The sequence below is a fragment of the Aeromonas sp. R7-1 genome (genome assembly GCF_040908115.1).
Classification (GTDB): domain Bacteria; phylum Pseudomonadota; class Gammaproteobacteria; order Enterobacterales; family Aeromonadaceae; genus Aeromonas; species Aeromonas caviae.
This window is the reverse complement of sequence record NZ_JBFODD010000064.1, coordinates 203,482-229,405: the sequence shown is the minus strand read 5'-3', so window position 1 is coordinate 229,405 and position 25,924 is coordinate 203,482. Positions and strand designations below refer to the sequence as shown.

At 64.1% G+C, this 25,924-nt stretch carries 25 protein-coding genes; 11 read left to right on the top strand and 14 right to left on the bottom strand.

Going from position 1 to position 25,924, the window contains the following annotated elements; translation table 11 throughout:
* Positions 1 to 164 precede the first annotated feature (164 nt).
* From nadD to leuS, 4 genes are all read right to left on the bottom strand, one after another.
* Complete coding sequence (nadD, locus tag AB5Y51_RS19830) at positions 165 to 818, bottom strand: nicotinate-nucleotide adenylyltransferase (RefSeq protein ID WP_368179053.1); 654 nt, start codon at positions 816 to 818, stop codon at positions 165 to 167.
* Positions 812 to 1,846, bottom strand: a complete 1,035-nt coding sequence (holA, locus tag AB5Y51_RS19825) for a DNA polymerase III subunit delta (protein ID WP_010673764.1) — start codon at positions 1,844 to 1,846, stop codon at positions 812 to 814. Before holA ends, nadD begins: the two co-directional genes overlap by 7 nt.
* A 27-nt stretch (positions 1,847 to 1,873) precedes the next feature.
* Positions 1,874 to 2,356 (bottom strand): LPS assembly lipoprotein LptE, encoded by a 483-nt coding sequence (gene lptE, locus AB5Y51_RS19820; protein WP_043153202.1) that lies wholly within the window; start codon positions 2,354 to 2,356, stop codon positions 1,874 to 1,876.
* Between the two features lie 112 nt (positions 2,357 to 2,468).
* A complete protein-coding gene (leuS, locus tag AB5Y51_RS19815) occupies positions 2,469 to 5,045 on the bottom strand; it encodes a leucine--tRNA ligase (RefSeq protein WP_368179051.1) in 2,577 nt (858 codons plus the stop codon).
* Positions 5,046 to 5,296: 251 nt separating this feature from the next.
* Here leuS and AB5Y51_RS19810 point away from each other — a divergent pair, with 251 nt between their 5' ends.
* Positions 5,297 to 5,785 (top strand): zinc ribbon-containing protein, encoded by a 489-nt coding sequence (locus AB5Y51_RS19810; protein ID WP_041215952.1) that lies wholly within the window; start codon positions 5,297 to 5,299, stop codon positions 5,783 to 5,785.
* Between the two features lie 85 nt (positions 5,786 to 5,870).
* Here AB5Y51_RS19810 and lnt read toward each other — a convergent pair whose 3' ends face one another.
* The 5 genes from lnt to miaB all read right to left on the bottom strand — a co-directional run bounded on the left by lnt (position 5,871) and on the right by miaB (position 11,561).
* A complete protein-coding gene (gene lnt / locus AB5Y51_RS19805) occupies positions 5,871 to 7,400 on the bottom strand; it encodes an apolipoprotein N-acyltransferase (protein WP_266135829.1) in 1,530 nt (509 codons plus the stop codon).
* 180 nt (positions 7,401 to 7,580) lie between these two features.
* Positions 7,581 to 8,462 carry a CNNM family magnesium/cobalt transport protein CorC gene (gene corC, locus AB5Y51_RS19800; protein WP_010673769.1) on the bottom strand — a complete coding sequence of 294 codons (882 nt, stop codon included), beginning with the start codon at positions 8,460 to 8,462 and terminating at the stop codon, positions 7,581 to 7,583.
* A gap of 95 nt (positions 8,463 to 8,557) precedes the next feature.
* On the bottom strand, positions 8,558 to 9,022 hold the full coding sequence (gene ybeY, locus AB5Y51_RS19795; RefSeq protein WP_039041101.1) for an rRNA maturation RNase YbeY: 465 nt from the start codon (positions 9,020 to 9,022) through the stop codon (positions 8,558 to 8,560).
* Positions 9,019 to 10,077, bottom strand: a complete 1,059-nt coding sequence (locus AB5Y51_RS19790; protein ID WP_041212533.1) for a PhoH family protein — start codon at positions 10,075 to 10,077, stop codon at positions 9,019 to 9,021. The genes ybeY and AB5Y51_RS19790 overlap by 4 nt, the downstream gene beginning before the upstream one ends.
* 50 nt (positions 10,078 to 10,127) lie before the next feature.
* Positions 10,128 to 11,561 carry a tRNA (N6-isopentenyl adenosine(37)-C2)-methylthiotransferase MiaB gene (gene miaB, locus AB5Y51_RS19785; protein ID WP_010673772.1) on the bottom strand — a complete coding sequence of 478 codons (1,434 nt, stop codon included), beginning with the start codon at positions 11,559 to 11,561 and terminating at the stop codon, positions 10,128 to 10,130.
* 224 nt (positions 11,562 to 11,785) lie between these two features.
* On the opposite strand from miaB, the gene AB5Y51_RS19780 reads away from it, so the two are divergent.
* Positions 11,786 to 12,949 carry an FAD-dependent monooxygenase gene (locus tag AB5Y51_RS19780; RefSeq protein WP_368179049.1) on the top strand — a complete coding sequence of 388 codons (1,164 nt, stop codon included), beginning with the start codon at positions 11,786 to 11,788 and terminating at the stop codon, positions 12,947 to 12,949.
* 140 nt (positions 12,950 to 13,089) lie between these two features.
* Complete coding sequence (locus AB5Y51_RS19775; protein WP_048207110.1) at positions 13,090 to 13,665, top strand: cysteine hydrolase family protein; 576 nt, start codon at positions 13,090 to 13,092, stop codon at positions 13,663 to 13,665.
* A gap of 36 nt (positions 13,666 to 13,701) precedes the next feature.
* Here the strand turns inward: AB5Y51_RS19775 and AB5Y51_RS19770 are convergent, their stop codons facing one another.
* Complete coding sequence (locus AB5Y51_RS19770; RefSeq protein ID WP_368179047.1) at positions 13,702 to 14,583, bottom strand: LysR family transcriptional regulator; 882 nt, start codon at positions 14,581 to 14,583, stop codon at positions 13,702 to 13,704.
* Between the two features lie 114 nt (positions 14,584 to 14,697).
* Here AB5Y51_RS19770 and AB5Y51_RS19765 point away from each other — a divergent pair, with 114 nt between their 5' ends.
* A complete protein-coding gene (locus AB5Y51_RS19765; protein WP_010673776.1) occupies positions 14,698 to 14,922 on the top strand; it encodes a hypothetical protein in 225 nt (74 codons plus the stop codon).
* Complete coding sequence (locus AB5Y51_RS19760; protein WP_368179045.1) at positions 14,919 to 15,590, top strand: HAD-IA family hydrolase; 672 nt, start codon at positions 14,919 to 14,921, stop codon at positions 15,588 to 15,590. The genes AB5Y51_RS19765 and AB5Y51_RS19760 overlap by 4 nt, the downstream gene beginning before the upstream one ends.
* Positions 15,591 to 15,611: 21 nt before the next feature.
* Here AB5Y51_RS19760 and AB5Y51_RS19755 read toward each other — a convergent pair whose 3' ends face one another.
* Positions 15,612 to 17,072 carry a diguanylate cyclase gene (locus AB5Y51_RS19755; RefSeq protein ID WP_336580356.1) on the bottom strand — a complete coding sequence of 487 codons (1,461 nt, stop codon included), beginning with the start codon at positions 17,070 to 17,072 and terminating at the stop codon, positions 15,612 to 15,614.
* A gap of 105 nt (positions 17,073 to 17,177) precedes the next feature.
* Positions 17,178 to 17,780, bottom strand: coding sequence for a nitroreductase family protein (locus tag AB5Y51_RS19750; RefSeq protein ID WP_010673779.1), 603 nt, complete (start codon positions 17,778 to 17,780; stop codon positions 17,178 to 17,180).
* A 290-nt stretch (positions 17,781 to 18,070) separates the two neighbouring features.
* Here AB5Y51_RS19750 and AB5Y51_RS19745 point away from each other — a divergent pair, with 290 nt between their 5' ends.
* Both AB5Y51_RS19745 and AB5Y51_RS19740 read left to right on the top strand, forming a co-directional pair.
* Positions 18,071 to 19,615: a diguanylate cyclase gene (locus tag AB5Y51_RS19745; RefSeq protein WP_368179042.1), complete on the top strand. Its 1,545-nt coding sequence runs from the start codon at positions 18,071 to 18,073 to the stop codon at positions 19,613 to 19,615.
* A gap of 241 nt (positions 19,616 to 19,856) precedes the next feature.
* The gene (locus AB5Y51_RS19740; RefSeq protein ID WP_368179040.1) at positions 19,857 to 20,351 is read left to right on the top strand and encodes a glycine zipper domain-containing protein; all 495 of its coding nucleotides are present in this window, start codon (positions 19,857 to 19,859) and stop codon (positions 20,349 to 20,351) included.
* Positions 20,352 to 20,442: 91 nt separating this feature from the next.
* Here the strand turns inward: AB5Y51_RS19740 and AB5Y51_RS19735 are convergent, their stop codons facing one another.
* Together AB5Y51_RS19735 and AB5Y51_RS19730 are read right to left on the bottom strand one after the other, a co-directional pair.
* Positions 20,443 to 21,399 (bottom strand): D-2-hydroxyacid dehydrogenase, encoded by a 957-nt coding sequence (locus tag AB5Y51_RS19735; RefSeq protein WP_039041095.1) that lies wholly within the window; start codon positions 21,397 to 21,399, stop codon positions 20,443 to 20,445.
* Positions 21,400 to 21,520: 121 nt separating this feature from the next.
* Positions 21,521 to 22,291: a DUF3530 family protein gene (locus AB5Y51_RS19730; RefSeq protein ID WP_039041094.1), complete on the bottom strand. Its 771-nt coding sequence runs from the start codon at positions 22,289 to 22,291 to the stop codon at positions 21,521 to 21,523.
* A 309-nt stretch (positions 22,292 to 22,600) separates the two neighbouring features.
* Here AB5Y51_RS19730 and AB5Y51_RS19725 point away from each other — a divergent pair, with 309 nt between their 5' ends.
* Genes AB5Y51_RS19725 through AB5Y51_RS19710 form a run of 4 tightly spaced genes read left to right on the top strand, consistent with a single transcriptional unit; the run spans position 22,601 to position 25,922 of the window.
* Positions 22,601 to 23,641: an isopenicillin N synthase family dioxygenase gene (locus AB5Y51_RS19725; protein WP_368179039.1), complete on the top strand. Its 1,041-nt coding sequence runs from the start codon at positions 22,601 to 22,603 to the stop codon at positions 23,639 to 23,641.
* A 21-nt stretch (positions 23,642 to 23,662) separates the two neighbouring features.
* Positions 23,663 to 24,475: a MetQ/NlpA family ABC transporter substrate-binding protein gene (locus AB5Y51_RS19720; RefSeq protein ID WP_010673785.1), complete on the top strand. Its 813-nt coding sequence runs from the start codon at positions 23,663 to 23,665 to the stop codon at positions 24,473 to 24,475.
* Positions 24,472 to 25,266 (top strand): methionine ABC transporter ATP-binding protein, encoded by a 795-nt coding sequence (locus tag AB5Y51_RS19715; protein WP_010673786.1) that lies wholly within the window; start codon positions 24,472 to 24,474, stop codon positions 25,264 to 25,266. The genes AB5Y51_RS19720 and AB5Y51_RS19715 overlap by 4 nt, the downstream gene beginning before the upstream one ends.
* On the top strand, positions 25,251 to 25,922 hold the full coding sequence (locus AB5Y51_RS19710) for a methionine ABC transporter permease (RefSeq protein ID WP_041212539.1): 672 nt from the start codon (positions 25,251 to 25,253) through the stop codon (positions 25,920 to 25,922). The genes AB5Y51_RS19715 and AB5Y51_RS19710 overlap by 16 nt, the downstream gene beginning before the upstream one ends.
* The last annotated feature ends 2 nt before the right edge of the window (positions 25,923 to 25,924 follow it).

The window sequence follows — 25,924 nt, the reverse complement described above, 5'->3', positions numbered from 1 at the left end:
TCACTCCCGTTTCCCAGCCTGGCAAAGGGAGCATCGCCCGGGGAGGCGTCCCGTGGGGGAGGGGCCCCTTGACGATCACTATAGTGTGCAACCCGGCCTGGCAATAGTCAGGGCCGGGCCCGGTGCGCCCGGACATGTCGGCTGATCCGCCTGCGTGGCGCCGTTTACTGCGTTGCCGATGAGCGGTAGAGCCCGTGGCGCCGGATATAGTCGGCGACCGGGTTGGGCAGCAGGTATTTGGGATCCTGGCCTGCCGCGAGCAGGGCACGCAGGCGTGTGGCCGACAGCTCGACGGGCAGGTTGTCACAAAGCCAGACATGACCGTGGCGCTGGCGATGGAGATCCTGAATATCCCGGGTCTGGTGGCGGGCCAGCAGCTCGGCCACCTGGACGGGATAATCCGGTTGCCAGCCTGGGCGGCAGCTCACCACCAGATGGGCGTAATCGAGCAACTCCTGCCAGCGGTGCCAGCCCGGCAGGCCGAGCAGGGAATCCATCCCCATCAAAAAGCAGAGCGGGGTGTCCGGCAGCTCGCTCCTCAACTCGACAAGGGTGTCGATGGTCCAGGAGGGAGTGTCGCGCCTGAGCTCCCGCTCATCCACCACGAATCCCAGGTTGTCCGCCGCAGCCAGCGCGACCATGGCGAGTCGCTGCTCGCTGGAGCAGAGCGGATTGGCCCGGTGGGGCGGGATATGGTTCGGGAGCAGGCGCACCTCGGCCAGACCCAGGGCGTCCCGTGCCTCGATGGCGGGCCTCAGGTGGCCGATGTGAATGGGATCGAAGGTGCCGCCGAGGATCCCGATGGGCGCTGTCAGCATGATTCCGTCTCCAGCAGGGGGAGCGGGGTACCGTCACGAAAGCCGAGGGCGATGGTTTGCAGCATCAGCCAGGCCTGCTCGGTGTCGAAATGGCGCTGGGCATGGTCCAGCTGGGCCATCAGTTGCCAGAGTTGCCGGATCTTGGGGAAGGGAAGCCGGGTCAGCGCCTGCTGGATGAGTTGCTGGCGACTCTGCCAGATGCGCAGGCGGCTGAAATGCTCCACCAGGGGCTGTCCGGCGCGGGCGGCCAGCGCCAGTTCGGTGAGCTGCTCCAGTTCGCGGCACAGGGTCCAGGCCAGCATGCCGGGTTCGGTGCCCTCGGCGCGCAGGGCCAGCAGGATGCGCTGGGCCCGGTTCACCTTTCCTTCCAGCAGGGTATCGACGAGCTGAAAGGGAGTGAAGTGGGCGTGGCGGATGATGGTCTCCTGCAGATAGGCGACGCTGATGGGCTGGGGCGGGGAGAGCAGGGTCAGCTTCTCGATCTCCTGGCTCGCGGCCAGCAGGTTGCCCTCGTAGGCGTGGCACATGAAGTTGACCGCATCCGGCAGTGCCTTGAGGCCGAAGCGCTGAAAACGGGCGCTCATCCAGCGCGGGAAGAAGCGGGGCTCGGGGTGGTTGACCGGCACATAGGTGCCGCTCTGGCTCAGCTTGTCGAACCAGGCCGCCTTCATCTGGGTCTGGTTGAGGCGGGGGCCCGAGAGCACCAGCAGCAGGTCGGGGTGGAGCTGCTTGCCAATGTCGCTGATGCGGGCGGCGAGATCCTTGTCGATCTTGGCGGGCAGCTCCAGCTCGATGATCTGGCGGGCCGAGAACAGGCTCATGGCCTGGCAGGCATCGTAGACCTGGTTCCAGTCCAGCCCCTGTTCCACCACGAAGCTGTGGCGCTCATCGAAGCCCTGTTTGCGTGCCACCTGACGCACGGCGTCGACAGCTTCCAGTTTGAGCAGGGGCTCGTCCCCAAAAATGAGATAGCAGGGCTTGAGCCCTGCCTTGAGATGATCCGCAAACTGCTCGGGATAGACTCTCATCAACACCCTCTCATCAAGATACGCGCATCAGAACTTGACCTGACTGAGCTGGCGAATAACCAGGTTGGCGGCCTGCTCCTGCATCTCCTTGCCCAGCTGCTCCTGCTCGCGGGAGGAGGCGAGTGCCGCATCCGGCTTGTTCAGGAAGCTGCGGTTGAAGGTGATGGGGAAGACCTGGGTCGGTTTGCCCGGCATGACCACGGTGAACTGGGTGCTGTAACTGAGCAGGTATTCGCGGTCCTGGCCGATGGAGTCGACGGAGGCGACCTGGCTGCGGCTACGTACCCCGGCCAGGGTCAGCACCGGGATGCCCTCCTTGTCGGCGAGTTCGACGCCAGCGGCCTTGAGACGGGTGGTGACCAGCCGGTAGAAGTCGCTCTTGTTGTCACCGACCACTTTCATGGTCATCAGCTCGGGGGGAATGGCGGTGCCCCGCATCTGAAAACCGCAGGCCTGCAGCAGCAGTCCTGCCAGCACGATGGCCATCCAGCGCGTGAAGATGGTGCCCATAAAAAATCCTCTTTGCATGAAGGGAAGAGCGGCGGGCGCAGGGCCCGCCGTCATCATCCGTGTGTCGTCAGCCCCTGGCCCAGACCGTCGGCCGCCGCCAGGGGAGGCGTCATCAGTTGGCCACGATGTTGAGCAGTTTGCCCGGCACGTACACGACTTTGCGCACGGTCAGACCGTCGGTGAACTTCTGTACGGACGCATCGGCCATGGCCAGCTTCTCGACGTCGGCCTGGCTTATCTCGGCCGGCACGGTCAGCTTGCCGCGCATCTTGCCGTTGATCTGCACCACCACCAGCTTCTCGGTCTCGACCATGGCTGCTTCGTCAGCCACCGGCCAGGCCGCGACATCGATGTCCCCTTCCTTGCCCAGCATTTTCCACAGCTCGAAGCCGATGTGCGGGGTGATGGGGTAGAGCATGACCACGACCGCTTCCAGCGCTTCCTGCATCAGGGCGCGATCCTGAGCGTCACTGCCCAGTTTGGCCAGGTTGTTCATCAGCTCCATGATGGCGGCGATGGCGGTGTTGAAGGTCTGACGGCGACCCACGTCGTCGCTCACCTTGGCGATGGTCTTGTGCAGCTCGCGGCGCACGGCTTTCTGGTCGCTGGTGAGGGCGGCGACGTCCAGTGCGGCAACGGCGCCACCGGATACGTGCTCGAAGGTGATGCGCCACAGGCGACGCAGGAAGCGCTGGGCACCTTCCACGCCGGAGTCGGACCATTCCAGGGTCATCTCGGCCGGGGAGGCGAACATCATGAACAGACGGACGGTATCGGCGCCGTAACGCTCCACCATCAGCTGCGGGTCGATGCCGTTGTTCTTGGACTTGGACATCTTGGTCATGCCGGAGTGGATCACTTCACGACCCTCAAGGTCGACCGCCTTGGTGATGCGGCCCTTGTCATCACGCTCCACCTTGACGTCGAGGGGGCTGACCCAGACGTTGCCGCCCTTCTCATCCTTGTAGTAGAAGGCGTCGGCCAGCACCATGCCCTGGCAGAGCAGACGCTTGAACGGCTCGTCGCTGTTCACCAGGCCCGCATCGCGCAGCAGCTTGTGGAAGAAGCGGGCATAGAGCAGGTGCATACAGGCGTGCTCGATGCCGCCGATGTATTGATCCACCGGCAGCCAGTGGTTGGCAGCCGCCGGATCCAGCATGCCCTTGTCGTAGTCCGGGGAGCAGTAGCGGGCGTAGTACCAGGAGGACTCCATGAAGGTGTCGAAGGTATCGGTCTCGCGGAATGCTTCCTGGCCGTTGTAGGTGGTCTTGGCCCACTCGGGGTCGGCCTTGATGGGGCTCTGGATGCCATCCATCACCACGTCTTCCGGCAGCAGGACCGGCAGCTGGTCTTCCGGAGTCGGCACCACGGTACCGTCAGCCAGGGTCAGCATGGGGATGGGAGCGCCCCAGTAGCGCTGACGGGAAACCCCCCAGTCGCGCAGACGGTAGTTGACGGTGCGCTTGCCCTTGCCGAGCCCTTCCAGCTTGTTGGCGATGGCATCGAAGGCACCCTGGAAGTCGAGACCGTCGAATTCGCCGGAGTTGAACAGCACACCCTTCTCGGTATAAGCCGCTTCGCTCACGTCGACGTCGCCATCAACCGGCTTGATGACCGCCTTGATCTCGAGGCCGTACTTGGTGGCGAATTCGTGGTCACGCAGGTCGTGACCCGGTACTGCCATCACGGCGCCGGTGCCGTAGTTCATCAGCACGAAGTTGGCGACCCAGACCGGCACCTTGCGGCCATCCAGCGGGTGAATGGCGTAGAGGCCGGTGGCCATGCCCTTCTTCTCCATGGTGGCCAGTTCAGCTTCGGCCACCTTGGTGTTCTTGCACTCTTCGATGAAGGCGGCCAGCTCCGGATTGTTCTGGGCTGCTTGCAGCGCCAGCGGGTGACCGGCGGCGATGCCCACATAGGTCACACCCATGAAGGTGTCCGGACGGGTGGTGTAGACCTCGAGGTGCTCGGCCTGACCGTCGATATTGAAGCTGATGTTGACCCCTTCGGAGCGGCCAATCCAGTTGCGCTGCATGGTCTTGACCATCTCAGGCCAGCCTTCCAGATTGTCGATATCGTTCAGCAGCTCTTCGGCGTAGTCGGTGATCTTGATGAACCACTGGGGGATCTCTTTCTGCTCCACCGGGGTGTCACAGCGCCAGCAGCAGTTGTCCACTACCTGCTCGTTGGCGAGCACCGTCATGTCGTTCGGGCACCAGTTGACGGAGGAGGTCTTCTTGTAGACCAGGCCCTTCTCGTAGAGCTTGGTGAAGAACCACTGCTCCCAGCGGTAGTAGTCCGGCTTGCAGGTGGCCAGCTCCCGATCCCAGTCATAACCCAGACCCAGCATCTTCAGCTGGTTCTTCATGTATTCGATGTTTTCGTAGGTCCAGGGGGCCGGCGCCGTGTTGTTCTTGATGGCTGCGTTTTCTGCCGGCAGGCCGAAGGCGTCCCAACCGATGGGTTGCAGCACGTTCTTGCCATTGAGCCGTTGATAACGGGAGATCACATCACCTATGGTGTAGTTGCGAACGTGCCCCATGTGTAGACGACCAGACGGATAGGGGAACATGGAGAGGCAGTAGAACTTTTCCTTGTCTACTTTCTCCACCGCCTTGAAGGTTTTCTTGGCATCCCAGTGCTTCTGCACTGCTGGTTCTATGGATTGGGGAACGTATTGCTCTTGCATTGGTGACATCCGGATCTGTGAAATGAATAGATAAAACGGCTGGGAAATCCCGATAGAATACCCATATCCTGCGGCGGCAACAACCGCCAGCATCCGCCCGGTCTCGGGCCAGGTCCGGTACCCGCGAGGATTTGCAGAGCCGCAAGAGCCGCGAGAGTCGCAACGAAGTGAGAATGGCAACCGCCGCCCGTATCCGCCGAGCCCGAGGTCAGGGTCTGGCTCGATCGGGATTCAGCAGAGGAGTGATGGCCATGGACAAACGTCGACAAGGGTATGAAGCCTTTATCGCCCAGCTCAAGAAGCAGTGGGAAGAGACGGAAGCGTTTCAGGGAGAGCGCCTCAACCGGATGATCGCCAAGGTGCAGGCCTATCTGGAGGCGGCCGGGGATCTGACCCAGGACGAGCTGGCGCTGATCGCCGAGTATGTGAAGCGGGATCTGGGCAACTATGACGAAGGGCGCAAGGATGAGCAGGTGGAGGAGTCCGCCTTCATGCTGGCACTCAAGGACACCGCCTGGTCCTGGCTGGCGGACGTGACCGACCGTACCCAGGTGGAGTGGCAGGAGTTGGCGGACGAGCTGGAGCACAAGGGGGTCTACCGTGCGGGGGACTGGGTGGGACTCGGGGTGCTGGTGTGCGATCACTGCGAGTGGCGCCATACCGTGCTGCATCCAGAGCAGCTTGGCACCTGCCCGGAGTGCGGGGCCGATGAGTATCACCGTGAGCCGCTGTCTCCTTGAGCCGCCAGACTGTGCCAAGCCATAAGCCAAACCATAAAAAGAGGCGCCCAAGGGCGCCTCTTTTGTTTATCGGGGTTGTGTGGTCTTAGCCCTTGCGCGCCCAGGGGTGGGCGCGGGGGCGCAGCCACAGGGCCAGCCCCAGCAGGGCGGCGGCCAGGCCATACATGGGCCAGCTGCCAAAACGCAGATAGGGGGTCTGGCCGTGGGCGGGGCGTACCTCGGCACGCAATACTCCAGCCTCGAACTGCGGGATCTGGGCGATGATGCTGCCGTCTATCTCGGTGACGATGGTGATGCCGGTGTTGGTGTCGCGCAGCAGCGGGCGGGCCAGCTCCAGGGCGCGCATGCGGGCGATCTCCATGTGCTGCCAGGGGCCGATGCTGGTGCCGAACCAGGCGTCGTTGGAGACGGTCAGCAGGAAGTCGGTATCCGGCTGCACGTTGCGGCGCACCTCGTCCGGGAAGATGATCTCGTAACAGATGGCGGCGGCAAACTTGAGCCCCTTGGCGATCAGGTTCGGCTGCACCTCGTCACCCCGGCTGAAGGAGGACATGGGCAGGTTGAAGAAGGGGGCGATGGGACGCAGCAGATCTTCAAAGGGCACGAACTCGCCGATGGGCAGCAGGTGGTACTTGTAGTAGCGGTTCTTGTGCTCGTAGTAGTAGGACTCCTTGCCCTCAGCATCCTGCACCCCCATGCCGAGCACGGTATTGAAGAAGCGCTGCTGTTTCAGATCGTAATGGATGATCCCCGCCAGCAGGCCGGTGTCGTTCACCTTCATCGCCTTGTCCAGGCTCTCCAGATAGGTACCCATCTCCTTCTCGATGGCCGGGATGGCGGACTCCGGCCAGACGATGATGTCGGCATCCTGGTTCTCGCGGCTGAGATCCTGATACTTGCGCACGGTCGGCACCAGGGCCTCCGGATCCCACTTGAGGGACTGCTCGATGTTGCCCTGCACCAGCGCGACCTTGACCGGCTCACCCCGGGTCACCCAGCTCAGCTGCATCAGCCCCTGGGCGGCGCCCACCAGGGCGACGGGGAGCAGCAGCCAGGCCGGCTTGCGGTGCTGCCATACCAGCCAGAGGGCGGAGGCGGTGAGCAGCAGGGCGAGGGTGATGCCTTGCACCCCGAGAAGGGGAGCGAAGCCCTTGAGGGGGCCGTCTATCTGGGTGTAGCCGAACCAGAGCCAGGGGTAGCCTGTCATCACCCAGCCCCGCAGCCAGTCGGCCATCAGCCAGAGCGCCGGGAAGGCGAGCAGCCAGCGGCTCCAGTGGCGGCCGGCAAAGAAGCGGGCGAAGAGCCAGCAGGCCAGGGTCGGGTAGAGGGAGAGATAGGCGCAGAGCCCGGCCAGCAGCACGAAGGCGGCCGGCAGCGGAATGCCGCCAAACTCCGTCATGCTGACGTGGATCCACCACTGCCCGGGCAGGAACAGACCCATGGCGTAGCCGAAGCCGCGCCAGGCTGCCTGTTTGGGGGTGGCCTTGTCCAGCAGGGCGTAAAGGCCGAGCAGGGAGGGGATCACCAGGGGCCAGTAGCCGAAAGGGGAGAAGGCCAGCACGGCGATGGCGCCGCTGGCAATGGCAAACAGGCTGGTCAGGAGTTTCGATTTCACGGGGGATCGGGGCTCGAATTGGACTGAATGGAAACACAATGGCCGACATCTTAACCGCAAACCGGGTCAACGGCGAGCCTCGCGGTCGGCGTGGGCCAAGTGGCGGTAGCGCGGCGGGAGGGAGGCAAAAAAAGCGCCCCTGACGAGAGGGGCGCGGGATGTGCGTGGTGCTGGGCGGGATCAGGACTCCGGCTGCGCCGCCGCATGATGCTCGGGGATCTTCACCTGCAACTGTTGCAGGCGACGGCGATCGGCGTGCATCACCTTGAACAGGTAGCCGTCGAGTTCGATCTCTTCACCCTTCTTGGGCAGGTGGCTGAAGGCGTGCATCACCAGACCGCCGACGGTGTCCACCTCTTCATCGCTGAACTGGGTGCCGAAGAAGTCGTTGAAGTCCTCGATCTCGGTCAGCGCGCTCACCGAGAAGACCCGCTTGCTGATGCGGCGGATCTCTTCCGGCTCGTCCTCGATGTCGTCGAACTCGTCGTCAATCTCGCCGACGATGAGCTCCAGAATGTCCTCGATGGTCACGAGACCAGAGACACCGCCAAATTCGTCCACCACGATGGCCATGTGGTAGCGTTCTTCCCGGAACTCCTTGAGCAGGCGATCGACCCGCTTGCTCTCCGGCACGATCACCGTGGGACGCAGGATCTTCTCCAGCTGGAGCGGCTCGCTGGCATGCTGGCCGCCAAACCCGAACGGCAGCAGATCCTTGGCGAGCAAGATGCCCTCCACGTGATCCTTGTCTTCGTTGATCACCGGGAAGCGGGAGTGGCCGGATTCGATGATGACCGGCAGGAACTCGTCCACCGGCTGGGACTTCTCGATGGTCACCATCTGGGAGCGGGGGATCATGATGTCACGCACGCGCAGCTCGGCAATTTCGAGCACGCCCTCGATCATGTCCTTGGTGTCCTGATCGATGAGGTCCCGCTCTTCGGCATCGGCGATGACCTCTACCAGATCGTTGCGGTCTTTTGGCTCGCCCTGGAAGAGTTGGCTGAGTTTGTCGAGCCAGGTTTTCTTCGGCGAGCCGGTACTAGGGTGATCGTCGGTCATTTTCTCTCTTGGTTACTCGTATGAACACACTTGAAATCGTTGTGGCTATATGAGGATGGGCATCGGCTGTTTCAAGACGATGACCATCCGGTTCGTTACTCTTCGTCGTTCAGATAAGGATCGGCGAAGCCCAGTTCCTGCATGATGTCGCGCTCGAGCTGCTCCATCTCCTCGGCTTCCTCGTCCTCGATATGGTCATAACCTAGCAGATGCAGACTGCCATGCACAACCATGTGAGCCCAGTGGGCCATCAGGGGCTTGCCCTGTTCGACGGCTTCGGCCTCGACCACCTGGCGGCAGATCACCAGATCCCCGAGCAGGGGCAGCTCGAGACCCGGTGGCGCCTCGAAGGGGAAGGAGAGCACGTTGGTGGGCTTGTCCTTGCCGCGATAGGTGTGGTTGAGCTCGCGGCTCTCCGCCTCGTCCACCAGGCGCACCGTCACCTCGGCCTCGGGCTGGAAGCCCAGAATGGTGCCGTCGAGCCAGCCTTGCAGCTGGGCCTCGGTCGGCAGGCCGTCCGGGCTGGCGCAGGCCAGTTGCAGATCCAGGGTCACGCTCATTGGGCACTCTCTTTGCTGGTGTTCTCGTTGCGGGGAGTGGCTGCGCTCTTCTCGGCCGCCTGCTGGGCATCGAATGCCTCGTAGGCCTGCACGATGCGGGCCACCACGGGATGGCGCACCACGTCCTTGGACTCGAAGAAGTTGAAGGAGAGACCATCGACCCCCTGCAACACCTCCAGGGCGTGGCGCAGACCGGATTTGGTGCTGCGAGGCAAGTCCACCTGGGTGATGTCGCCGGTCACCACCGCCTTGGAGTTGAAGCCGATGCGGGTCAGGAACATCTTCATCTGTTCCGTGGTGGTGTTCTGGGCCTCGTCCAGGATGATAAAGGCGTCATTCAAGGTTCTGCCTCGCATGTAGGCAAGCGGCGCCACCTCGATGACATTGCGCTCCATCAGCTTCTCCACCCGCTCGAAGCCCAGCATCTCGAACAGGGCGTCGTAGAGGGGGCGCAGGTAGGGGTCCACCTTCTGGGAGAGATCGCCGGGCAGGAAGCCGAGCTTCTCACCGGCTTCCACCGCCGGGCGGGTCAGCAGGATGCGGCGGATCTCCTGGCGCTCCAGGGCATCCACGGCGGCGGCCACGGCGAGATAGGTCTTGCCGGTTCCGGCGGGCCCGATGCCGAAGCTGATGTCGTGGCGCACGATATTGGCGATGTACTGGGCCTGGTTCGGGCTGCGGGGCTTGATGAGACCGCGCTTGGTCTTGACCGTGACCTCCTTGCCATACGGCAGGGAAGGGGCGGGGTCGTCGTCCTGCTCCAGCACGCGGGACTCCTGCACCGCCAGGTGCACCATCTCGGGGGTGATGTCGCTCACCTTGCTCCCCTTGAGGGGTTGGGTTTCCACATAGAGGTGCTTGAGGATGACGGCAGCCGCCTCCACCTGGGCCTGCTTGCCGATCACTTGGAAGTGGTTGTCCCGGTAGCTTATCTCGATGCCGAGACGGCGCTCCAGCTGCTTGAGGTTGTCGTCAAAGGGTCCGCACAGGCTGGCGAGGCGCTGGTTGTCGGCGGGTTCCAGATGCAGATTCAGGGTGGAGATGTGTCGGCTCAAGGTGTCCTCTTATCGGTTGTTCCCCCGCCAGGGGGCGGGGGAGAGAGTCATCAATGGGGTCTGAAGGCCGCAACGCCCAGATCATCGGGCACGTTGTCAGGACGACGGGCGAGGATCTCGCTCGGGGCCGTGGCGATGCGCAGGTTCATTTCGTCCTCGCCGCGGATGAAGCGGCCGCGCAGGGAGTAGGGGCGTACGTCGGTGATCTCCACGTCGGCGAAGCCGCCGATGAGGCGGTGCGGCCCCTCGAAGTTGACCACCCGGTTGTTTTCGGTGCGGCCACTGAGCTGCATGGGATCCATCTTGGAGGGTCCCTCCACCAGGATGCGCTGCACCGAGCCCAGCATGGCGCGGCCGATGAGCATGGACTGGTGATTGATGCGGTTTTGCAGTCGAGTCAGGCGGGCCTTCTTCACTTCCATGTCGACGTCATCGGGCAGGTCCGCGGCCGGGGTGCCGGGGCGCGGGCTGTAGATGAAGCTGAAGCTCATGTCGAAGTTGATCTCCTCGATGAGTTTCATGGTGGCCTCGAAGTCTTCGTCCGTCTCGTTCGGGAAGCCGACGATGAAGTCGGAGCTCATGGTGATGTCGGGACGCACGGCGCGCAGGCGGCGGATCTTGGACTTGTACTCCAGCACGGTGTGCGGGCGCTTCATCATGGTCAGGATGCGATCCGAGCCGCTCTGGATGGGCAAGTGCAGGAAGCTGACCACCTCGGGGGTATCACGATAGACCTCGATGATGTCGTCGGTGAACTCGACCGGGTGGCTGGTGGTGTAGCGAATGCGGTCGATGCCGTCGATGGCAGCCACCAGGCGCAGCAGTTCGGCGAAGGTGCAGACCTCCCCGTCGAAGGTCGGCCCCCGGTAGGCGTTGACGTTCTGGCCGAGCAGGTTCACTTCGCGCACCCCTTGCTGGGCGAGCTGGGCGATTTCATAGAGCACGTCATCCAGCGGCCGGCTCACCTCCTCGCCACGGGTGTAGGGCACCACGCAGAAGGAGCAGTACTTGGAGCAGCCTTCCATGATGGAAACGAAGGCGGTCGCCCCCTCGGCACGGGGTTCGGGCAGGTTGTCGAACTTCTCGATCTCGGGGAAGGCGATGTCCACCTGGGCACCGCGCCCCTCCTGCACCTGCTTGATCATGGTCGGCAGGCGGTGCAGGGTCTGGGGTCCGAAGACGATGTCCACATAGGGCGCCCGGCTGCGCAGGTTCTCCCCTTCCTGGGAGGCGACGCAGCCGCCCACCCCGATCACCAGCCCCGGTTTTTTCGCCTTGAGCTTCTTCCAGCGACCGAGCTGGTGGAACACCTTCTCCTGGGCCTTCTCGCGGATGGAACAGGTGTTGAGCAGCAGCACATCTGCCTCTTCCGGCTCCTCGGTAAGCGTGTAGCCATTGCTGGCATCCAGCAGGTCCGCCATCTTGGACGAGTCGTACTCGTTCATCTGGCAGCCCCAGGTCTTGATATGAAGTTTCTTGCTCATTGCTTCTCGTGACTGGTTTTGAAATCGGCAGGGTCAAAGGACCGGCCATTTTACTCCGCAATCCCGGTGCTGACCAGTCTGGGCCCGCCCGTCGCCATCAGGGCCGGCTTGTCGTCGGCAATTGCGCATCCCCCTCACTGTTTCTGCCGCCTCCTTGCGTTATCATGCCCCATTCGGTTCGGCCCTTGCCCCTTATCGCGGGGACTCCTTGCAGGAATCAAGTTATGGAACAGTGTGATATCGCCATCGTCGGCGCCGGCATGGTGGGCGCCGCCACCGCCTGCCTGCTGGCGGCAGAGGGGCTCTCGGTACGGGTCATCGAGACCCGGTTGCCCGAGCCCTATGCCCCCGAGCAGTCGCTGGATCTGCGGGTTTCCGCCATCAGTCAGGCCTCGGTGGCGCTGCTGACCCGGGCCGGTGCCTGGCAATATCTGCAGCAGATGCGGCTGTGCCCCTATCGCCGGCTGGAGACCTGGGAGCTGGACGGCTTCGCTACCCGCTTCGACGCGGTGGATCTCGGGCTGCCCCAGCTCGGCTACATCATCGAGAACCGGCTGATCCAGCTCGCGCTGCTGAAAAGGATGGAGGATTACCCGACCATCCAGACCCATACCCCGGCGGCGGTGACGAGCCTGCGCCAGAGTGCGGATGACGCCGTGCTGACTCTGGATGACGGCACCGAGCTGCAGGCGCGCTGGGTGCTGGCCTGTGATGGTGCCGAATCCCACACCCGGCGATTGGCCGGCATCGGGGTGTCGCGTTTCGAGTACCGCCAGCACTGCATGCTGATCAACATCGACACCGATTTTGCCCAGGAAGACATCACCTGGCAGCAGTTCACCCCGAGCGGCCCGCGCGCCTTCCTGCCGCTGCCGGGCCGCCATGGCTCCCTGGTCTGGTATGACAGCCCGGCCCGCATCCGGGCGCTGGCCGCCATGAGCAACGAGGCCCTGGCCGTCGAGGTGCGCCGCCACTTCCCGAGCCGCCTTGGCGGTTTCACCGTGACGGCCAAGGGGAGCTTCCCCCTGGTGCGCCGCCACGCCAACGACTATCACGCCGGGCGAGTGGTGCTGCTCGGGGATGCGGCCCACACCATCAATCCGCTGGCGGGGCAGGGGGTGAACCTCGGTTTCAAGGACGTGGCCTGCTGGGCCGGGTTGCTCGGCAAGGCGGGGGCGCAGTGGCACGAGCTGGCGCTGGCCGGGCGTTACGAGGGGCGACGCCGCCCTGACAACCTGCTGATGCAGTCGGGGATGGATCTCTTCTACGGGGTCTTCAGCAACGAGATAGGCCCCCTCAGGCTTGCCCGCAACCTGGCGCTGAATCTGGCGGACAAGGCGGGCCCCCTCAAGGAGATGGCGCTACGCTATGCGCTTGGGCTGGTATGAGGCAGTGCGTGGCACTGCCAGGTGCCAATCGGGTGGCATATCAATCCGTGTGATGGTGACAGCCGGTTTTTTATATGGCCGCGAGGAGTGATCCAGGCGGCGCAGGGGCAAAACGGCCTCAGGCAAGGGGGGAGTACACCATGAACAAGGCATTGCTGGTGATCGATTTCATCAACGACATCGCCCACCCGGACGGGCGCATCGCCGCCTCGGCGGCCCAGGTGATCGAGCAGGACGCCATTGCGCACGCCAACCAAGCGCTGGCTCATGCCCGCGCTCACGGCTGGCTGGTGGTGCTCATCAAGGTGGGGTTTGACGAGGGCTATCTGCTGCAACCCAAGGGCTCCCCCATGTTTGGCCGTGCCCGGCAGTTCGGGGCCCTCTCCCTGGCGGACAGCGGCACCGACTTTCACCCGGAGCTCGATGTGCAACCCGGGGATCTGGTGCTGACCAAACCCAGGGTCAGCCCCTTCTACGGCACGGCGCTGGAGCCTGCGCTACGGGCCAATCGCATCGAGCATCTCTATGTGTGCGGCGTGAGCACCAGCTGGGCCATTCAGGGGGCGGTGCGAGATGGTCACGATCGGGACTATACCATCACCATCCTGGAAGATGCCTGCGCGGCGGCGGATGCCGCAGAACACCAGGCTTCCCTGCGCATGCTCGGTCGCATTGCCGAGATCATCAAGGTCGCGGAGCTGGCGGAGCGGGACTGAGCCCGGCCATCCTCTCCTGCAGGCATCTCATGCATCTCATGCGGGCTCGGGGTGCGTTTCTCTCACCATGGCGAGGAAGCGATCCCGGATGGGATCGGCAAATTCCGGGTTCCACACCAGGCTGATTTCCCATTCCGACCAGGGGCCGGAGAGAGGGTAGAGGGTCACCTCCTTGCCCGCGATGAACCCCACGCTGCGCGGCAGGATGGCGTTGCCGATACCGGCGGCCACCAGGGCCACCAGGGTCTGGATGTCTTCCGCCTCCTGAATGAGACCGGTCAGCCGGTTGGCGCCGAGAAAGCGGGCGATCTGCTGGCTGAGACCCGGGCAGCGATGGCCCACCATCTGCAGCAAGGGATCGCGGATCAGCGCCCGCTCCAGGTCGAAGTCCGGCCCTGCCACCTGGGTGGGGACGGCCAGCACCAGTCTGTCCGTCAGCAACCTGTGTTCCCTCAGTTGTGGCGCATCAGGCCGTCGCATGAAGCCCAGTTGCAGCCGACCCGCCAGCAAGTGCTCCTGCTGGATGGCGGAGGTGGTGTCCCGCAGGTGAACCAGCACGTCGGGGGCCTGCTGTTTGAAACGGGCCACCAGGGAAGGGGCCAGTGCGAAGCTGGAGAGCCCGAACCCGATGTTGAGGCGTCCGGCGGCACCGCTTGCCAACGCCAGGGCATGCCGCTCGAATCCCTTGCCGTGATCCACCAGAGCCTTGGCCTGGGGCAGCAACTGTAGGCCGATGGCGGTCAGCTCGGCCCCGTGGCGGCCCCGGTTGAACAGGGTGCAGCCGAGGGCCTGCTCCAGCCCCTGGATCTGCTTGGTCAGGGCCGGTTGTGTCACAAAAAGCCGGCTGGCCGCCTCCCGGTAGTTGGCACTCTCGGCCAGCATGACGAAGGCCTGCAATTGTCTCAGGTCGAATCTCATTCCATTTGGTTATCCAATGTGGCGATTTATTGATTATAAATTATCTAATCTCCTTGTTCTAATGGTCTCGAAACGGGCCTGCTTGCCCGCTGTACAGCCACAAGGAGTCATGTCATGTCGAGCGAACGCTATCTGTTCTTGATCAAGGGGAGCCTGGTGATGGCTCAGCCGCTGGCCGCACCGGAGACCGGGGAGCTGCTGACCAGCCTGTTGCAGCAGGGGTTCGTCGTCGCCCCCTTGCCGGTGTGGGCCAGCAATGCGGAGCAGGCGCTCGCCTGTTACGAGGCCGCTGCCCAGCGGCAGGTCTTCGCCGATGCGCTGGCGGGGAGAGCCCTGTGAGCGCGGTGCGCGTGAGGGCCGCGGCCCTGCTGCTGGACATGGATGGCACCCTGGTCCACTCCACCGGCGACGTGGAAGTCGTGTGGCGGCGCTGGTGTCAGCACCATGGGCTGGATCCCGCTCCCGTGCTCGCCATGTGCCACGGCGTGCGCTCACGGGAGGTGATAGGGGCCCTGGCTCCCCAGCTGGACATGGCGGTGGAGGTGGCCCTGCTCGACGATCTGGAGATGGCATACGCTGCGGCGCCGATGCCCCTGGACGGTGCCCGGCGACTGCTCGAACAGCTGCCATCGACGCGCTGGGCGCTGGTGACCTCCGCAAGCCGGAGGGTGGCAGAGCACCGGCTGCTGCACGCCGGATTGCCGCTGCCCCGTCTCCTGGTGTGCGCCGGGGATGTGGTACGGGGCAAGCCGGATCCCGAGCCTTATTTGCTGGCTGCCAGCCGGTTGGGACTGGCTCCGGCCGATTGCCTGGTGTTCGAGGATGCGCCAGCGGGCATCGCCAGCGCCCTGCAGGCGGGTTGCCAGGTGGTGCAGATGGGGGGAACAAGGTGGTATGACGACAGGCTCAAGGGCTGGCTGCGGGACTGGCGCGGGATCGAGATCGAGGTGGCATCGGACGGGCTCCATCTTCATCTGCTCGCCCCGCAGCCGGCAGAGGCCGGATGATGACGACAAGAGCCACGCCATTCAGGTGCCGCAAGATTGCCCGACGCTGGGGGAAGCCTGCTCGGCCGAGTAGCGTTCCACCCGGTTGCGGCCATTGTGCTTGGCCAGATAGAGCGCCTGATCGGCGCGAGAGAGCAGCTCGTCCAGATTGAAGGGGCCCTCTCTCTGGGAGGCGATACCGATGCTGACCGTGATGCAGACGGCGGGCTCGGCTCCATTTTCTTCCCCTGGCTGCGCGACGATTTTTCGCAGCCGCTCGGCCACCGCCATGGCCTGCTCCTCGCTGAGGCCGGGCAAGATGGCCACGAATTCCTCTCCCCCCAGGCGACAGAAGAGGTCCCCCGGTCGAAGCTGGTCGCGCACCCGGGCCGCGAAGCCGCTCAACTGGTTGTCCCCCTCTTCGTGACCGTGACGATCATTGATGCGTTTGAAATGATCGATGTCCAGCATGCAGATCGCCACAGGGTAGCGCTGCACCGTGAGGTGCTGGAGCAGTTCGTTGGCGGCCGACCAGAAGCCGGCCCGGTTCAGCGCACCGGTCAGGTGATCGTGGTGGGCCAGGTGTTTCATCTCCCGCAGCAGGCTGTTGCGGGCCGCCATGATGCTGGCGGCGGTCAGGGGGGTGAGAGCGATCAACATGACCCCTATCCGGACGGAGAACATCCAGTACTGGGTCTGGACATCGTGATTGATGACGAGGTGGCCGTTTGAGAGGGCGATCAGGATCAGGGTGCTGTAACTCAGGGTCAGCAGGCTGGTGGCGAAGACGGAGTAGGTGACGGCGCACCAGAGCAGTGCCGGTACCGGGAAGGCGATGGATCCCGGCCCCTCGATGAGCAGGGTGAGCAGCAGGGAGGCCACCAGGCTCAGCAGCGGCATCAATCCGGTCCAGGAGAACTCGGTGCGGTAGAGGAGGGTGCGCCAGGGGGGCACGCTGTCATGGGGAGGCAGTGTCAGGAGCACCGGCAGTATGGTCATGTAGTTCACCAGCTCGCTGGCAAACCAGAAGCCCAGCCCGTAGAGCGGGGGGCCCAGAGACAGGATGGGATTGATGATGGCGCCGACCACGCCGGCGGCGAGGGAGGCGGCCAGGGTGTTTCGCAGCAGGAGCACGAGGGAGGTGGGGCGCCTGAGGAGCTTGTCGGCAGGCGCGAGCCGATGCATCAGCAGATACCCGACGCCGATGCCGGCCAGGTTGCCGCAGGTCAGCAGGATGGTTTTGAACAGGGGCTCACCGGTGAAGAGGGCGGCGAGAAAAAAGCCCAGTATGCCGCCGGCCCAGCCCGCCGGGGTGGCCAGGCGTGGATAGCGCACCATGCAGCCGAGCAGGACCGCATTGGCAGGCCAGAAGGCCGCCAGCAGGTTGGGGGGGCGGGTGAAGATGCCGATCAGCGAGAACAGCAGTACCAGGGCGGCGACACACAACAGAGCGGACAAGGGCGTCAATGTGCATGAGGTACGTTGGCGTGCGATGTCCCCCATGGGGACCTCCTGACAAGAGAGGGTTTGCTCAGAGTATGGCTGGCACGTGACAAGGGTGAACGAGTGCGAGATGAAAACGCCCCCTGGTGGAGGGGGCGTGAAGGCTTACTTGAAGACCCGGAAACGCACGTCGTCGTCGATGAAGGTCTTGTCGCCGGCAGGTTGCTCTATGCTGCCAAAAGGCATCTGGGCACGGAGCAGCCAGCTGGCGGGCAGGTCCCACTCCTTGCGCACCGCATCGTCGATGAGCGGGTTGTAGTGTTGCAGGGAGGCGCCGATGCCCTCCTGGGCCAGGGTGGTCCAGACCGCGAACTGGGCGATCCCGGTGGCATGTTCGGACCAGATGGGGAAGTTGTCGGCATAGAGAGCGAACTTCTGCTGAAGATCCTCGATGACGGCGGTGTCTTCGAAGAAGAGCACGGTGCCAGCCCCGGCGCGGAAGCTGCCGTTGATCTTGGCTTCACTCTGGGGATAGGCCTCCGGCGGCACTATCTTCTTGAGCTCCGCCTTGACGATGTCCCACAGCTTGTGGTGCTGCTCGCCGAACAGGATGACGGCGCGGGAACTCTGGGAGTTGAACGAAGAGGGGCTGTGCTTGACGGCATCCTTGATGAGGGCGGTCAGCTGGGCCTCGGAGTGGGTCACCCGGTTGCCCAGGGCATAGATGGTACGACGTGCTTTGATCTGTTCGATAAACGGACTGCTCATAACATCTCCTTGGTTGATGAATCATCACCGCCAGCGTTGCCGACAAAGGTCATCTGGCTCCGATTTCTCGAGTCATCGACTATAACACCTTGCGGGCAATAAACCGTCAACGACGAGTAATGACTGTTTCTACTTTTTATGGATATTCACATGACGGATGTGAATATGGCCGCGAGACACCTTGATATCTTTTTTGTCATTAGCAGTGGATGTTAATGACTTCAATCAATATCTTTTGCAGATTTTTAATCTATAAAATTCATAAAATATGACATTTTATAGAGGGTGGCATGACGGCGGCGCTGATCAAGGAACGCTATTACATACTGACTCCGCTGTCGTTTCTTCTGGGAGGGCTGGTGCTGATCGCCACCCTGTTGCTGGCGGCAGCCAGCTACTTGAGCAGCATCGACAAGACGGTGGCGGGTTACGGTCACATGCTGGCCGCCCTCGACGCCACCCTGTTCCAGGACATGGCGCAGGACAACCGCCGCCAGCTTGGCGTGCTGGAGGCGTCCCTGGACAAGCAGGCCATCGCTGCCGGGGCATCGGCCATCAATCCCATCTGGCCCATTGCCCATCAGTTCAAGTACGACGCCCACTTCCTCTATTTCTACAATGCGCGCACCCATCGGCTCGACGGCTATCCCGACTGGCAGCAACCGGAGGGCTACCGGGCACAGGCGCGGCCCTGGTACCAGACCCTGTCCGGCGAGGGTGATGATCTCGTCTGGTTCGGTCCCTACCCGGAGTTCGATTCGGCCCGGCAGGTACTGACTCTCATCAAGCGGGTCAAGGATGATGAGGGGCAACTGCTTGGGCTGCTGATGGTGGACATGTCGTTCAGCGCCTTGCAGGGGGCGTTGCACCGGGCAGTGGGTGAGGATCCGGTGGCCCTCTACATCACCGAGCGCAAGGGCGGCAAGCTGGTGGTGGGGCACAATTTGTCGCTGTTGCCGCCCCGTCTCGAGCGGGAGACGCAGGCGGTCGGCCTGGACGGGTTCTGGGCCGGTCGCCACCTGCAACACGCTCTGGAGGGGATGGAGTGGGATCTCAACGTCTATCTCCCCCCCTCCCATTTTCATGAAAACCTGCAAGACACCCTGCTGATGGTGGTGCTGCCCGCCCTGGCATTGCTCTGCATCTGGCTGTGCAGCCTGTGGTTTCTGGTGCGGATCTTTCGCCAGGAGCAGGCGCTGGTGCAGGGCTCGCTCAGCGGCCTCATCCGGGATGAGGCGCGAAAGGAGATCCAGCGGCGTCAGCGAACCTGGTTCGTGCACGGCAGCCTGGGAGAGATAGAACAGGTGCGAAACAGCCTGCTGCAAGGGCAGGATGCCCTGCTCCACGACCCTCTCACCGGCATCCTGAACCGGCGAGCTTTCGATCAGCAGCGGGCGGGGCTGGAGCAGGCGGGGACACCCTACTGGCTGGTGTTGTTCGATGTGGACAACTTCAAGCGCGTCAACGACAGCTGGGGACACGGTGTGGGGGATGCGGTGCTGTTTCGGGTGGCCACCATCATGGCGAGAACCCTGGGGGATGAGCAGGTCTACCGCATCGGGGGCGATGAATTTGCGGCCTTGCTGCCCTGGGAGCAGGCGGAGGTGGAATGCCGCCTGACCCACCTGCTCGGTCGGGTGAAGGCCCTGAAATGGCGGGAGTTCGCCGACGCCATCACCCTGAGCGCCGGCGGCGCGCGCTATCCGGATGATGCCCTGACGCTGCTCGAGCGGGCCGATGCCTGCCTGTACGAGAGCAAGCACCAGGGGCGGGATTGCTGGCATCTGGCGGCGTCGTCGCCCGTTGACGGGGAGGTTGTGACAGTATCTGTCTGACGGTGATCGCTGCAAAAAAGGGCCTTTGGGCCTAGAAAAGGGTCATGACGGGGATGATTTCTCGTGTGACCTTTTTTTTTGATGTGGTTTCAGGTGGTTAGCCTGCTTTCTTGCATTGTGTCGCGAACCGGAGACAGGGAGGGCTGGCCGTGAGGTGCCCCTTGCGGCAGTGGCGCAGGTCAGGGGGCTTTGTATAGTGCAGGGAAAAATAATCAATCATCAGGTTTGACAGGAGTACCCCATGAAAATGAAACCGTTTGGCATGAGCGCACTGGCGCTGCTGGGGGCGTTGCTGTTGGGCACAGGACAGGTGCAGGCATCCGAGACCCTCAATACCATTCTCGGCGGCGGAGCCGGCGGGGTGGCGGGCACCATGATCGGCAAGGAGCTGGGTGGCGACACCGGCGCCCTGGTGGGGGCAGCCCTGGGGGGCGCGGCCGGTGGTGCGGCCACGGCCAATAGGGGCAACAAGAACGAAGCTGCGCTCGGCGGCGCCGTCGGTGCCCTGGGCGGGGCTGCCATCGGCAAGAGCGTGGGGGGCGATACCGGTCGCCTGATCGGCGCCGGCATCGGCGGGGCAGGTGGCTCGGCCATCGGTGCTCGCACCGGCGACACTCACGAGTCCAACAACGATTACCGGGGCGGCCATCGCTACCGGGGTGACAACGGCTATCACCGTGGTCACCACAAGCATCACAAAAAATACAAGAAGCACAGATGGCATGACGACGATTGATCCCGTCGCACACCAGAATAAGGGGCCCCATGGCCCCTTTTTCGTGGCCGTGGTCTGGCCAAGGGGCTGACGAGGTGGTCGGCCGGGCGCCTCAGACCAGCCGGTGCTGGCGCCTGCCAAGGGAGAAGGCGTTGATGTTGTCGATGAGCTGATCCGCGAGGCGCTGCATCGACTCTTCGCTGGCCCAGGCCACGTGGGGCGTCAGGATGAAATTGGGGTAACGCAGGGCCTGCATCAGGGGGTGATCCGGAGGCGGCGGCTCGACGCTCGCCACATCGAAGCCGGCGCCCCCCAGACGGCCGTTGCCGAGGGCTTCGAGCAGCGCCTGCTCGTCCACCAGGCCGCCACGGCCCACGTTGATGAGCAGGGCACCCGGTTTCATCAGGGCCAGCTCCCGCTCCCCGATGAGATGGCGGGTGTAGGGGGTGAGCGGGCAGTGCAGGCTGATCACATCCGAGCTTTGCAGCAGGGCATCCAGGGGCAGTCTGTCGTCATCCCCCGGGGAGCCGACCTGGCTCTGGGCATAGTAGACCTCCATCCCGATGGCGCTGGCCCGCTGTCCCAGCGCCTGTCCCAGGGTGCCCTTGCCGATGATCCCGAGGCGCTTGCCATGCAGATCCGTGATGGGGTGGTCGAAGAAGCAGAACTGGCCGCTTTGCTGCCAGCGCCCCTCCAGCAGGGACTGGCGCCAGGCGAACAGGTTGCGCGACAGGGCGAGCATCAGGGCCATGGCGTGCTCGGGGACGGAAGGGCCCGAGTAGTTGCGGATATTGCACACGGCGACATTGGCGGCGCGGCACGCCTCCAGATCCAGGTTGTCGCTGCCGGTGGCGGCCAGGGCGATCAGGCGCAGTTCGGGCAGCTGGGCCAGTTCATCGGCCCCGATGCGCACCTTGTTGATGATGGCGATGCTGGCGCACTTGAGCCGCTCCACCACCTGATCCGGCGCCGTGGTCGGGTAGCTTTGCCAGTGATGGGGAAAATCGGGGCGGCGCAGATTGATGCCGGTGTCCAGGGTGTCGCTGTCGAGAAACACGATTTGCTGCATGAAGCCTCCTGCCATTGGTTCGGACATGATGCCAAACATGGAGGGCGGCTGACCAGCGCGGTGGCATCGGGTCAAGTCCGATGGGGAAGGCAAAAGGCGGGTGGCTGTGCCTCGGAGGGACTCAGATCCAGCCCAGGTGCGTCAGCCAGCCCTGGATACGCCCCGGCGTCTCCTCCAGATCCATCAGGGCATAGGGGCGGTAGTTGAGCTTGTGGCTGCGGCGGCTCTCGCTTCTGCGGGCTTCGGCCGCCAGCAGGGGCCAGCGTCCTCCCTCCTCCTGATAGAGATCCAGGGTAGGGATGCTGCCCTGGGCTATCTGCTTGGCGAGGGTCTGGTTGCTCAGCTGGTTGGGGAAAAAGCCGTCGAGCAGCACCAGGGCATCGGGGGCGGGCAACTGTTCGCTGGCGATGAGGTTGGCGGCCCAGGCGGCGCTGGTACCCTGGGCCAGCAGCAGCTTGAAGCCCCCCTCCTGCAGCTTGGCATCCCCCAGCTTGCTGATGCGGGAGGCAAACTGCTTGCGAAAATCGTCGATGACCTGCTGTTTCTTCTCGGCGGCGGGGTCGAGCTCGGTCTGCTGCGGCGAGGGGAGCAGCAGCAGGGTATCGAAACCGAGCCGACCGAGCTCCCGGGTCAGTTGCCACAGCTGGCCGCTGCGCTGCCAGTCGGGCAGCAGGATGACCAGACCCACGTAGTTGTCGCTGTCGTGCTTGGCAAACAGTACCTGTTGCTTGTCCACCCTGGTGCTGTCGGGTATTCCCTGCCAGTCGCTGCTCTGCCAGTAGTCGGGGGGAACCAGGGGGGCTGGATCCGGGGCGGCGCCTGACGGTGCCTGCCCGGCGCCGTGGGCGGCAAAAGCAAGCAGGGTCAGCAGCAGATAGGGGCGAAATGTCATGGGGGATCCTCCAGCACTCCCTCATAGCGGCCTCGCCGGGGGTTTCTTTAGGGCAAGGGGGCACATCGGCATCGGCGGTGGCGAAGAGGGTCTGACCGGCGGGCCGGACACGGGCCCGGGATTGTTCCAAATGGCAAAGCATTCCCGGTTTTGATTGTTCCATCCCGTGACCCATACATGGTTCAGTAAGGGCAGACAGACAGGGGGCCGGGGCATGTCGCCACTGGCCGCAGGCGGAGAATTCTCCCCCCTGTCTCGTCAGAACGAGAGGTTCACCCTCACTTTCCATCGACAGGGAGCGTTATCGCCATGAGCACCTTGGTTCACTTGCCCATCCTCGACCTGAGGCAGCTGGATGCCTCGCCCGACGCCCGGGCCGATTTTCTGGCATCGTTGCGCGATGCCGCGAGAGAGACGGGATTTTTCTACCTGACCGGCCACGGCATCGATCCCGAGCTGCAACAGGAAGTGCAGCAGCTGTCGCGGGCCTTCTTTGCGCTGCCTCTGGCGGCCAAGCAGCAGGTCGCCATGATCCACTCTCCCCATTTTCGTGGCTACAACCGACCGGGGGCGGAGCTGACCCGGGGTCAACCCGACTGGCGAGAGCAGTTTGATATCGGTGCCGATCGCCCTGCCTTGCCGCGCGCGGCGGGCGACCCGCCCTGGTGGCTGTTGCAGGGGCCGAATCAGTGGCCGGAGGCGCTGCCGACACTGCAACCCGTGCTGACGCACTGGCGTGGGCAGATGACCCGGATGTCCCGAACCCTGCTCGGGGCTTTTGCCGAGGCGCTCGCACTGTCGCCAGATGCCTTCGATGCCCTGCATGGAGAGCGTCCGAACGAACATATCAAGCTGATCCGCTATCCCGGTGAGCGGGGCGCCACCCAGGGGGTCGGTCCCCACAAGGATTCGGGCTTCCTGAGCTTCCTGCTGCAGGATGACCAGCCCGGCCTGCAGGTGGAGGTGGCGCCGGATCACTGGATCGATGCGCTCCCGCTCCCAGGCACCTTCGTGGTCAACATCGGTGAGCTGCTGGAGCTCGCCAGCAACGGCTACCTGCGGGCGACCGTGCACCGGGTGGTGCCGTCGGCACCGGGGCAGGAGCGTCTTTCCATCGCCTTCTTCCTGGGGGCCCAGCTCGACGCCGTGGTGCCCGTCTATCCGCTGCCCGAGGCACTGGCCCGTGAAGCCAGGGGGCCTGCCACCGACCCGCACAATCCGCTGCTGCGGGAGGTGGGCTGGAACTACCTCAAGGGGCGGCTGCGTTCCCACCCTGATGTGGCACTGCGCCACCATGCCGATCTGTTGCCGGCGCCCCGGGCGCTGGCGGTCGGCGAAACCACCCATTGATTGCATGGCAAGGAGCACAAGATGAACAAGCACGGACTGTTTTCCCTGAGCGGCCTGGTATTGGCCCTCGGACTCTCTCTCTCCGCCCAGGCAGCCCAGGCGCTGCGGGTTGCCGCGGATCCACTGCCCCATGCGGATATCCTCGGCGAGGTGAAACGCCAGGACCCTTCGCTGGATCTGCAGGTGATCGAGCTCAGCGGCGGCATCAATGCCAATGCCCTGTTGGTGGCGGGTGATGTGGATGCCAACTACTTCCAGCACGTCCCTTACCTGCGGGATCAGGAGAAGGCGCTCGGCACCGAGCTGGTGGTGGCCGCGACCGTACACGTGGAGCCTCTTGGCATCTATTCGAAGAAGTTCAAGCACCTGAGGGAGGTACCGGAAAAGGCGGTGATCGCCCTGCCCAACAATGTCACCAACCTGAGCCGGGCCCTCTATCTGTTGCAGCACGAGGGGCTCATCACCCTCAAGGCCGGCCATGAGGATCCGGCGCGGGATCTGGCGACGGTGCACGACATCGCCACCAACCCCAAGGCGCTCAAGATCCTGGAGATCGAGGCGCCGCAGCTGCCGCGCTCCCTCGACGACGTGGATCTGGCGGTGATCAATGGCAACTATGCCCTGGAGGCGGGGTTGGAGCCTGCTCGCGATGCCCTGGGGCTGGAGAGCGCCCAGAATAATCCCTACGCCAACATCCTGGTGACCACCCCGGCGCTCAAGGATGATCCGCGGATCCGCCAGTTGGCGCGGGACCTGGAGTCCAGGGCGATCGCCGACTTCATTCGCAAGAGCTACAAGGGGTCGGTGATCCCGGTGGCCGGGCGGCAGTCATGATAGTGCTGGAGGGGCTCGGCAAGCAGTACCCGGGGCACGGGCAACCCGCTCTGGAGGGAGTGTCGCTCGAGATTCCGGATGGGGCCATCTACGGCATTCTCGGGCGCAGCGGCGCGGGCAAGAGCACGCTCATTCGTTGCCTCAATCTGCTGGAGCGGCCAAGCCGGGGCCGCATCCTGTTCGATGGCCGCGACATCACGGCCCTGGAGGGGGCGGCCTTGCGCCGCCACCGTCAGGGGACCGGCATGATTTTCCAGCACTTCAATCTGCTGCACGCCCGCAGCGTGGAGGAGAATGTGGCGGTCCCGCTGGAAATCGCCGGTGTGGCGCGCCGGGAGCGGGCTGCCCGGGTCAGCGAGCTGCTGGAACTGGTGGGGCTTGGCGAGCACCGTCGCGCCTTTCCCTCCCAGTTGTCGGGGGGGCAGAAGCAACGAGTGGGCATCGCCCGCGCCCTGGCCGCCAATCCGCGCCACTTGCTCTGTGACGAGGCGACCAGTGCCCTGGATCCGGAGACCACGGAGTCGGTGCTGGCGCTGCTTGCCGACATCAACCGCCGCCTCGGGATCACCATAGTGCTCATCACCCACGAGCTGGAGGTGGTCAGGGCCATCTGCGATCACGCGGCATTGCTTGAACGGGGTCAGCTGGTGGAAAGCGGCGCTCTGGGCACCCTGCTGGCCAACCCCGACTCCCGCGTGCGGCAGGCCCTGTTGCCGGATCCCGAGATCCTGCGGCGTTTCATGGCGCGTCACGGGGTCACAGAGGAGGTGCGTTTATGCAGAGTCGCCTGAGTGCAGATGCCTTGCTCGAACTGATGTATCAGGGGTCGCTCGAAACGCTCTACATGGTGGGAGTGGCGGCCGTGTTCACCCTGTTGCTGGGGCTGCCGACCGGGGTGCTGCTGGTGGTGACCCGTCCCGGGGGCGTGCTGCCCTTGCCCCGTCTCAACATGGTGCTGGGGATCGGTATCAACATCGGGCGGTCGCTCCCCTTCGTGGTGCTCCTGATCGCCCTGATCCCCCTGACCCGGCTGGTGGTCGGCACCTCACTGGGCAGCACCGCAGCCATCGTTCCCATCACTCTGGGGGCCTTCCCCTTCTTTGCCCGGGTGGTGGAGAGCGCCCTTGATGAGGTGGACAAGGGGCGCGTCGAAGCCGTGCTCGCCATGGGGGGCAGCGGCTGGCACGTGGTCGTCAAGGCGCTGCTGCCCGAGGCCTTGCCGGCGCTGCTGGCCGGACTCACCCTGACGGTGGTGATGCTCATTGGCTTCTCTTCCATGGCGGGGGTGGTCGGTGGTGGCGGGCTCGGGGATCTGGCGATCCGCTATGGCTACCAGCGCTTTGACGACAAGGTGATGGCAGGGACAGTGGTCATGTTGCTGCTGCTGGTGCAACTGGTACAGGGGGTGGGGGACAGGCTGGTGCGGGCACTGGCCCATCGCCGCTAGGG